Annotated in this window: 1 protein-coding gene; it reads right to left on the reverse strand. The window is 74.3% G+C overall.

The features are described 5' to 3' along the window. Positions 1-16: 16 nt before the first annotated feature. Positions 17-10,984, reverse strand: a complete 10,968-nt coding sequence (locus tag BS80_RS03025; RefSeq protein WP_063771870.1) for a type I polyketide synthase — start codon at positions 10,982-10,984, stop codon at positions 17-19. Between the last annotated feature and the right edge of the window lie 14 nt (positions 10,985-10,998).

Consider the following 10,998-nt stretch of genomic DNA (forward strand, 5'->3'; position numbering starts at 1 on the left):
ATCACGTAGTACCGCATCAGCTATCGAGGCCCTCTTCGTCGCCGCCGAGCGCCAGTTGGACCAGGTCGTCGACGTCCAGGCCGGCGAGCGTGCCCGGCAGGTCGCCGTCGTCGTCCGTCTCGCCGGCCGCCGGTTCACCGGTGTCGAGCGCGGCCAGCCTGACCAGGGCCTCCAGCAACCCGGCCTCCCGGAACCGGGCCAGCGGGAGGGAGACCAGGGCGTGCCGCAACCGGTCCTCGTCCACTTCCAGCCCACTCGCCGCGCCGTCCGGGAGCAGTTCGCCGTGCACGTGGCGGGCCAGGGCGAGCGGGGTCGGGTAGTCGAAGACCACTGTGGCGGACAGGTTGAGGCCGGTGGCCTCCCGGAGCCGGTTGCGCAGCTCGACGGAGGTGAGCGAGTCGAAGCCGGCGTCCTTGAAACTCGTCCCGGCGACGACCCCGTCCGGTCCGGCGTGCCCCAGCACCATGGCGACCTGGGTCCGCAGGAGATCCACCAGCACGGTCTCCTGCTCGGCCCGCGCCAGCCCGGCCAGCCGACGGACCAGGCCGTCATTGCCGTCACCCGACGCGGCCCGGGCCGCCTGGCGGCCGACTCGGACCTGACCGCGCAACAGGGGCGGCACTCCCGCGCCCGTCGCGGCGTCGGCCCGGACCGCCCGCAGGTCCAGCTTGATCGGCACCAGCAGCGCTTCGTCGGCGCCCAGCGCGGCGTCGAACAGGGCGGTTCCCTCGTCCGGCCCGAGCGCCAGGATGCCGCCGCGGCGGTTCGTCCGGGTGCGGCCGGCCGCCTCGGCCCCGGTGGTCATACCGCCGGCGGTCTGCTCCCACGGGCCCCAGGCCAGCGAGAGCGCCGGCAGACCGATGGCCCGGCGCCGGGCCATCAAACCGTCCAAGTAGGCGTTGGCCGCCGCGTAGTTGCCCTGGCCCGCCGAGCCGAACAGACCGGAGGCGGAGGAGAAGACGACGAACGTGTCCAGGTCGGGGGCCAGCGCGCGGGTGAGCTCGTCCAGGTGCCCGACGGCGGTCACCTTCGGTGCGAACACGTTCGCCAGGCGCTCCCCGTTCAGCGCCCCGATGACGCCGTCGTCCAGGACACCGGCGGTGTGCACGACGGCCGTCAGCGGACGCTCGTGAACCACGGAGGCGAGCAGCGCCGCCAGTGCCTCGCGGTCGGCGACGTCGCAGGCCGGCACCGTCACCGACTCGGCGCCCAGCTCGCGCAGCTCGGCCGCCAACTCCCGGGCGCCCTCGGCCTCCAGGCCGCGCCGACTGGTCAGCACCAGGTGGCGCACACCGTGCCGGGTGACCAGGTGGCGGGCCAGCAGCGCGCCCAACGAGCCGGTGCCGCCGGTGACCAGGACGGCGCCGTCCGGACGGAACGCCGGGTGGTCGGCGGGTATGTCGCCGGCGGGTGCGTTGGCGACAGGTGCGTTGGCGCCGGTGGCCCGGACGAGGCGCGGCGCGGACAACTCCGTGCCGCGTACGGCGATCTGCGGCTCGCCGGTGGCCAGCACGCCGGTCAGGACGGCGTCGAGTGCGGCCTCGAAGGGCTGGTCGAGCTGCGGATCGGTGTCGAGCAGGACGATCCGGTCCGGGTTCTCCACCTGGGCGGCCCTGACCAGGCCCCAGACGGCGCTGCCGGCCGGGTCGGTCAGCGTGGCGTCGCCGCCGGCGGGCACCGCGCCCCGGGTGGCCACGACCAGCCGGGCCGACTCCGCTCCCGGCGCGGTGAGCCAGGCCTGGAGCACGTCGAGCACCCGGGAGCTGAGCGCCAGCGCGTCCTCACCGGCGGCCGTCACCACGACGACGTCCGGCACCGCGCCGCGCTCGGCCAGGACGGCCAGGTCGGCGGCGGTGGCGACGGGCACCCAGCCGGGCGTCGGCGCGAGGGCCGGCGGCGCCGACGGCAGCGCCGTCCACTCCACCCGGAACAGCGCGTCGCTGCCCGGTGCACCGGCCGCCGCCTCCAACTGCTCGGCGGAGACGGCCCGGAAGACCAGCGAGTCCAGCGTCAGGACCGGCCCGCCGGTCTCGTCGGCGGCCTGGAGCGACACGGCGTCCTGGCCGGACGGTGCCACCCGCACCCGCAACGCCGAGGCGCCGACGGCGTGCAGGACGAGCCCGTTCCAGGCGAACGGCAGGACGGTCCGGGGCTCGTTCGCTCCCGAGGGGGCGTCGGCCGGCTGGACGAAGCCGTTGGAGTGCAGGGCGGCGTCGAGCAGGGCCGGGTGGATGCCGAACCGGGCGGCGCTGCCCTGGTGTTCGGCAGGCAGCGCGATGTCGGCGAAGACCTCCTCACCGCGCCGCCAGACCGCCCGCAGGCCCTGGAACGCCGGGCCGTACGTGTAACCCAACCGGATCAGATCCGCGTAGAAGGCATCGACGTCGACCTCGACCGGCTGCGCGCCGGGCGGCGGCCAGGCCGTGAAGTCGAACTCCGTGCCACCGGCGACCGCCGTCGCCATCAGCGTGCCGGTGGCGTGCCGCGTCCAGCCGTCCTCGGCGGCGTCCTCCCGGGCCGAGTAGATGGCGACGGTGCGAGCACCGCTCTCGTCCGGGCCACCGACTGCCACCTGCACGCGGACACCACCGTGCTCGGGCACCACCAACGGCGCCTCGATGACCAGTTCGTCCAGCGTGCCGCAACCGACCTCATCGCCCGCCCGCACCGCCAGCTCCACCAGACCGGTACCCGGGACCAGGACGACGCCACCGACGGCGTGATCCGCCAGCCACGGGTGCGTGCGCAGGGACAGCCGGGAGGTGAAGACCAGCCCGTCGGACTGCGGCAACTGGACCACCGCACCGAGCAGCGGGTGATCGGCCTTGCCCTGCCCGAGCGAGGCCGCATCGGTGGACGGGCTGGTCTGCAGCCAGTAGTGCTGGTGATCGAAGGCGTAGGTCGGCAGGTCCAGATGGGTGCCGCCGGTGCCGGTGGGCAGGGTCTTCACCCAGTCCACCTCCACACCCCGCACGAACAGTTCGGCGACCGAGGCCAGCACGGTCTGTGGTTCCGGACGGCCGTCGCGCAACGCCGTCACGCAGACCGCAGCCTCACCCGCCGACTCCGCCACCACCGCACTCAGCGCAGCGCCCGGACCCAACTCCACGAACAACGTGCCACCCAGCGCAGCCGCTGCCGTACCGATCCCGTCCGCGAACCGCACCGGACGCCGCACATGCTCCAACCAGTACGCCGGATCGGCCAGTTGGCCCGGCTCCGCGACCACACCGGTCACGTTCGAGACGACCGGCAGCTTCGGCTCCCGCCAGGTCACCCCGGCCAGCACGACGGCGAACTCCGCGAGCATCGGCTCCATCAACGCCGAATGGAACGCGTGCGACACCGTCAACCGCTTGACCTTACGGCCCTGCTCCTTCAGCGTCTCAGCCACCTTCAGAACGGCCGCCTCGTCACCGGAGAGCACCACCGACGACGGCCCGTTCACCGCCGCCAGATCCACCCCACCACCCAACAACCCCGCGACCTCGGCCTCCGTCGCGGCCACCGCCACCATCGCACCACCCGACGGCAACCCCTCCATCAACCGGCCCCGGGCCGCCACCACCGCCGCCGCATCCTCCAACGACAACACACCCGCCACATGCGCCGCCGTCAGCTCACCGATCGAATGACCCATCACCGCATCCGGACGCACCCCCCACGACTCCACCAGGCGGAACAACGCCGTCTCCACCGCGAACAACCCCGCCTGCGTGAACACCGTCCGATCCAGCAACCCCTCCCCCGCCGTGCCGAACACCACGTCCTTCACCGAGTGCTCCACCCAGCCCGCCAACTGCGCATCGAGCGCGGCGCAAGCCCCCTCGAACGCCTCCGCGAACACCGGATACCGCTCCACCAACTCCCGTCCCATATCCACCCGCTGCGAACCCTGCCCCGGGAACACGAACACCGTCCGCGCCGAGCCCGACGCGACGCCGGAGACCACCGCCACGTTGGACTCACCGCGCGCCAACGCGCCCAGCCCCGCCAACGCCTCCCCCGACGACCCCGCCACCACCACCGCACGCTCACCGAGCACCGCACGCTGAGCAACCAACGCGCTCGCCGTACCAGGCAGCGACACCGACTCCGCAGCATCCAGGAACGAGACCAGCCGCCCAGCCTGCCCAGCCAGCGAACCCGCACCCTTCGCCGACACCACCAGCGCCACCACCGCATCGGGCACGGGCACCACCACCGGCACCGACTCCTCCGGCGCCTGCTCAAGGATCACGTGCGCGTTCGTCCCGCTCACCCCGAAGCCGGACACGCCCACCCGGCGCGGCCGGCCGGTCTCCGGCCACTCCCGCGCCTCGGTCAGCAGCTCCACCGCGCCCGCCGTCCAGTCCACCTGCGAGGACGGCGCGTCCACGTGCAGCGTGGGCGGCAGCACACCGTGCCGCAGCGCCTGCACCATCTTGATCACGCCCGCAACGCCCGCCGCCATCTGCGTGTGACCGATGTTCGACTTCAACGAGCCCAGCCAGAGCGGCCGGTCGGCGGGGCGGTCCTGGCCGTAGGTGGCCAGCAGCGCCTGCGCCTCGATCGGGTCACCCAACACCGTCCCGGTGCCGTGCCCCTCCACCACGTCGACCTCGACCGGTGACAGGCCCGCGTTCGCCAGCGCCCTGCGGATCACCCGCTGCTGCGAGAGCCCGTTCGGCGCGGTCAGACCGTTGGACGCGCCGTCCTGGTTCACCGCACTGCCGCGCAGGACCGCCAGCACCTGGTGCCCGCGCCGACGCGCCTCGGACAGCCGCTCCAGCACCACGACACCCGCACCCTCGGCCCAGCCCGTGCCGTCCGCCGCCTCCGCGTACGACTTGCACCGCCCGTCGGTCGCCAGGCCCCGCTGGCGCGAGAACTCCACGAACGTGCCGGGCGTGGCCATCACGGTCGCACCGCCGGCCAGCGCCAGCGAACATTCACCCGCCCGCAGCGCCTGCGCGGCCAGGTGCATCGCCACCAGGGACGACGAGCACGCCGTGTCGACCGTCACCGCCGGGCCCTCGAACCCGAACACGTACGACACCCGGCCCGACGCCACGCTGCCCATACCGCCGGTGCCGGTGAAGCCCTCCAGCTCGGCGGGCACCGCTCCGCCCGCGCCGTAGCCCTGGCCCATGACGCCGGAGAAGACACCGGCGTCCGTCCCCTTCAGCGAGACCGGGTCGATACCGGACCGCTCCAACGCCTCCCACGAGGTCTCCAGCAGCAGCCGCTGCTGCGGGTCCATGGCCAGTGCCTCACGCGGCGAGATCCCGAAGAACCCGGCGTCGAACTTCCCGGCCTCGTAGAGGAACCCGCCCTGGCTCACATAGGACGTGCCGGCCTTTCCGGGGTCGGAGTCGAACAGTCCCTCCACGTCCCAGCCGCGGTCGGTCGGGAAGCCCGACATCGCGTCCCGGCCCTCGCTGACCAGCCGCCACAGGTCCTCCGGACTGCCGACGCCGCCGGGCAGCCGGCAGGCCATCCCCACGATCGCGATCGGCTCGTCCGGATCGGCGACCGCGACCGTCGGCGCCGAGGTTGCCACCGCACCGGCCACATGGCCGAACTCGGCGTGCAGGTAGCGGGCGAAGGCCAGCGGGGTCGGGTAGTCGAACACCACGGTCGCGGCCAGCTTCAGGCCGGTCGCCTCACGCAGCCGGTTGCGCAGCTCCACCGAGGTGAGCGAGTCGAAGCCGGAGTCACGGAATGCCGTGTCCGTCTTCACGCCCTCAGGGCCCGCGTGCCCGAGCACGGTCGCCGCGTGCGTGCGGACCAGCTCCAGCAACAGCGCCTCCTGCTCGGCCGCAGCCAGCCCGGCCAGCCGACCGGCCAACCCGCCCGCGCCGTCACCGGCGGCCGCCCGCACCAGCTGCCGCCCGGTCCGCACCAGGCCGCGCAGCAGGGTCGGGATGTCACGGCCGGCCGCGGCGCCCGCGCGCAGCGCCCGCAGGTCCAACTTGGCCGGGATCAGCAGCGCTTCGCCGGTGCGCAGCGCCGCGTCGAAGAGGTCCATGCCCTCGTCGACCGTCATCGCCAGCACGCCACCACGCCGGTTCATCCGGCTCCGTGTGAGGTCGTCCATGCCGGCCGCCATACCGCCGGCGGTCTGGTTCCACAGGCCCCAGGCCAGCGCGGTCGCGGCCAGGCCCGCCGCCCTGCGCTGGTAGGCCAGCGCGTCCAGGAAGGCGTTGGCCGCCGCGTAGCTGCCGGTGCCGGCGCCGAGGAAGACCGAGGAGACGGACGAGAAGACGACGAACGCGTCCAGGTCCGGGGCGAGTTGGCGAGTCAGCTCGTCCAGGTGCTGCGCCGCGGTGACCTTCGGGGCGAAGACCCGCGCGACCTGCTCGGGGGCCAGCGTCCCGATGACGCCGGCGTCGGCGATGCCCGCGGTGTGCACGACGGCGGTCAGCCGGCGTCCGTCCCGCTGCACGGTGGCCAGCAGGGCCGCCACGGCGTCCCGGTCGGTCACGTCGCAGGACTCCACCGCGACCGACGTCGCGCCGAGTCCGGTCAGCTCGGCGACCAGCTCCGCGGCGCCTTCCGCCGCCGGGCCGCGCCGGCTGGCCAGGGCCAGGTGGCGGATGCCGTGGTTGGTGACCAGGTGCCGGGCGAGGATCCCGCCCAGCGAACCCGTGCCACCGGTGATCAGCACAGTGCCCTCCGGGTCGAGGCCCGCAAAGCGTGCCGCGCCGGCCTCGCCGTCGGTGCGGCCGGCGCCGGCAGACGTGACTGCCCGGACGAGCCGCGGAACGGACAGCGTCGTTCCACGGAGGGCCAGTTCGGGCTCTCCGGCGGTGAGCACCGCGCCCAGGACGGAGGCCAGCTCTGACTCCCGGGCGGGGTCGGCGACGGGGTCGGCGGCCAAGTCGAGGGCTGGGTCGAGGGCCGGGTCGAGGTCGAGCAGCACGATCCGGTCGGGGTTCTCGGTCTGGGCGGCGCGGATCAGACCCCACACCGCACCGCCGGCCGTGTCGGTGACCGCGCCGTCCGCGCCCGCACCCACCGCGCCCCGGGTGGCCACGACGAGCGGGACCGCCTCCAGGCCCGGAGCGGCCAGCCAGGCCTGCACGGCCGCCAGCACCCGGTTCGTCAGGACGACTGCGGTCTCGACGCCGTGGCCGCCGTCGCGGTCGGCGGCGGCGTCCAGGACGACCACGGCGGGGAGCGTCTCCCCCGCGGCCGTGCCATCGGCCAGTGCGGTGATGTCGGCCGCGGTGGAGACCGCGAGCCGGGGCAGCGACTCGGCCTCGGCGTCGGCCTCCACCCCGGTGGGCCAGGCCAGTTCACTCCACTCGACCCGGAAGAGCGAGTCGTCGCCCGTCGTGCCCGACGCGGTCGTCAACTGCTCGGCAGTCAGCGGCCGCAGCTCCACCGAATCCACCGTCAGAACCAGACCGCCGGCCTGGTCGACCGCCTCCAGTGCGACGGCTTCGCCGCCCTGCGGCACGATCCGCACCCGCAGCACGGAGGCACCGACGGCGTGCAGCGCGAGCCCCTGCCAGGCGAGCGGCTGCCACACCCGGGCGCCGCTCGCGGCGCCATCGGCCACGGCGATGTCCCGCAGCGCCGGGTGCAGGACGGCGTCGAGCAGCGCGGGGTGGAGGCCGAACCGGCCGGCCGCCTCGCGGCTGTCGTCGGGGACGGCGACCTCGGCGAACAGTTCGTCGCCGCGCTGCCAGAGCCCCCGCACGCCCTGGAACACCGGGCCGTGCTCGTAACCGTGCCGGCCGAGACCGGTGTAGAGGCCGTCGACGTCGACGCGCTGGGCGCCGGGGGGCGGCCAGGCGGTGAAGTCGGCCTGCGGGCTGCCGGTCTTCGTCGTCACGGTGAGGGTGCCGGTGGCGTGCCGGGTCCAGGTGTCGCCGCCGGTGGAATCCTCGCGGGTCGAATAGACGGCGACCGTGCGGGCGCCGCTCTCGTCGGGGCCGCCGACGGTGACCTGCACCCGGACGCCGCCCTGCTCGGGCAGGATCAGCGGGGCGTTGACCACCAGCTCGTCGAGGGTGCCGCAGCCCAGCTCGTCACCGGCTCGGACGGCCAGCTCCACCAGACCGGTGCTCGGGAAGAGGACCGCTCCCCCGACGACGTGGTCCGCGAGCCAGGGGTGCGTGCGCAGCGACAGCCGCGCGGTGCCCAGCAGGCCGCCCGTCTCGGGCACCTCCACCACCGCGCTCAGCAGCGGGTGGTCGGCGGTGGCCTGGCCGAGCGAGGCCGCGTCTGCGGCCGGGCCCAGCTGGAGCCAGTAGTGGCGGTGGTCGAAGGCGTAGGTCGGCAGGTCGACACGGGCAGTGCCGGTGGGCAGCAGGCCGGTCCAGTCCACGGCCACGCCACGGACGAAGAGTTCGGCCATCGAGGTCAGCAGGCGACGGGGGCCGCCTTCGTCGCGGCGCAGCGATCCGGTCACCAGGGCGTCGGCGTGGGCCTCGTCGACGAGTTCGCTGATCGGCTGGACGAGGACGGGGTGGGCGCTGGCCTCGACGAAGACCGTGTGACCCTCGCTCAGCAGCGTGGCGACCGCCGGGCCGAAGCGCACCTGGCCGCGCAGGTTGCGATACCAGTAGCCGCCGTCCAGCACCCCGGGCTCGGACACCCACTCGCTCGTCACCGTCGAAAAGAACGGGATCTGCGGCGCCTGGCTTTCGATGTTCGCGAAGGCCTCGGCCAACGTCTCCTCGATCGCCTCGACGTGCCGGGAGTGCGAGGCGTAGTCCACCGCGACCCGGCGCACCCGCACACCGTCCGCCGCCAGGACCTCCAACGCCTCGTCGAGCGCCTCGGCGTCACCGGCTACGACGACGGACGCCGGGCCGTTGACGGCCGCGACCTCGACGCGGTCCGCCCAGCGCTCCAGGCGCTTGACGGCGTCCGTCTCCGACAGCGCCACCGACGCCATCCCGCCCCGACCCGCCAGGCTCGCCGCGATCACCCGGCTGCGCACCGCCACGATCCGCGCCGCATCCTCCAACGAGAGCGCACCCGACACGCAGGCCGCCGCAATCTCGCCCTGCGAGTGACCGACCACCGCGTCCGGGACCACGCCCACGGACGCCCAGACGGCGGCCAGACCCACCATCACGGCGAAACTCGCGGGCTGGAGTACGTCCACGCGCTCCAGCAACTCGGCCGGGGCATCACCGCGCAGCACGTCCTCCAGCGACCAGTCCACCCACGGGCCGAGGGCCCGGGCGCACTGCGCGACCCGCTCCGCGAACACCGGTGAGGAGTCCAGCAGTTCACGGCCCATGCCGACCCACTGCGAACCCTGCCCCGGGAACACCAACACCGTCCGGCCCGCGCCGGACACCGCGCCCGACACCACCCCCGGAGACGACTCACCCCGCGCCAGCGCGGCCAACCCCGCCAACGCCTCCTCCCGCGACCCCGCCACCACCACCGCACGCTCGTCCAGCAGCGCGCGCCCGGTGGCCAGCTCCGCGGCGACGTCCTCCAGCGCCGTCCCGTCGGCACCCCCGACGAACGCCTCCAGCCGCGCGGCCTGACCCGCCAGCGAGCCGGTCGAGGCCGCCGACACCACCAGCGGCACGACCAGCGGCATCACACCGCCGGGCGCGGCCACCACCGCGAGCGGCTCGGCCGTCGGCTCGGCGGGGGGCTCCTCCAGCACCACGTGCGCGTTCGTCCCGCTGACGCCGAACGAGGACACCCCGGCCCGGCGCGGGCGGCCGGTCTCCGGCCACTCCCGCGCCTCGGTCAGCAGCTCCACCTCACCGGCGGACCAGTCCACCTCGGAGGAGGGCGTGTCCACGTGCAGGGTTGCGGGCATGACGCCGTGCCGCATCGCCTGCACCATCTTGATGACGCCCGCGACACCCGCCGCCGCCTGCGTGTGGCCGATGTTCGACTTCAACGAGCCCAGCCAGAGCGGACGCCCGGGCTCGCGCTCCTGGCCGTAGGTGGCCAGCAGCGCCTGTGCCTCGATCGGGTCGCCCAGCACCGTCCCGGTGCCGTGCCCCTCCACCACGTCCACGTCGGCCGGGGTGAGCCCCGCCGCCGCGAGGGCCCTGCGGATGACGCGCTGCTGCGACGGACCGTTCGGCGCCGTCAGACCGTTGGACGCACCGTCCTGGTTCACCGCGCTGCCGCGGATCACCGCCAACACCCGGTGCCCGCGTTCCCGAGCCTCCGACAGCCGCTCCAGCACGACCATGCCCGCGCCCTCGGCCCAGCCGGTGCCGTCGGCCGCCTCCGCGTACGACTTGCACCGCCCGTCGGCCGCCAGCGCCCGCTGCCGCGAGAACTCCATGAACATCCCCGGCCCGGCCATCACCGTCGCGCCGCCGGCCAGCGCCAGCGAGCACTCCCCGCGCCGCAGCGCCTGCGCGGCCAGGTGCATCGCCACCAGCGACGACGAGCACGCCGTGTCGACGGTCACCGCCGGGCCCTCGAACCCGAAGACGTACGAGATCCGGCCCGACGCCACACTTCCGGTGGTCCCGGTCCCGGTGAAGCCCTCCAGCTCCGGGGGGACCGGACCGCCGGTCGCATAGCCCTCGTTGATCACTCCGACGAAGACGCCGACGTCCGAGCCCTTCAGCCCCGCCGCGTCGACGCCGGCCCGCTCCAGCGCCTCCCACGAGGTCTCAAGGAGCAGCCGCTGCTGCGGGTCCATCGCGACCGCCTCACGCGGCGAGATCCCGAAGAACCCGGCGTCGAAGAGCCCGGCCTCGTGCAGGAAGCCGCCCCGGCTCACGTAGGAGGTGCCGCTCTTCTCCGGGTCCTCGTCGAACAGCCCGTCCAGGTCCCAGCCACGGTCGGTCGGGAAGCCCGACACGCCGTCCCCGCGCTCGGCGACCAGCTGCCACAGGTCGTCCGGGCTCGCCACGCCGCCCGGCAGCCGGCAGGCCATCCCCACGATCGCGATCGGCTCTGACTTCTCGGCCTCCAGCTCGAGCACGCGTTGCTGGGAGCGGCGCGCCTCGGCGAGGACGCGCTTGAGATAGTCGCGAAGCTTGCTTTCATCCGCCATCGAAGTTCGGCTCC

The sequence above is a fragment of the Kitasatospora mediocidica KCTC 9733 genome (assembly GCF_000744225.1).
GTDB lineage: Bacteria > Actinomycetota > Actinomycetes > Streptomycetales > Streptomycetaceae > Kitasatospora > Kitasatospora mediocidica.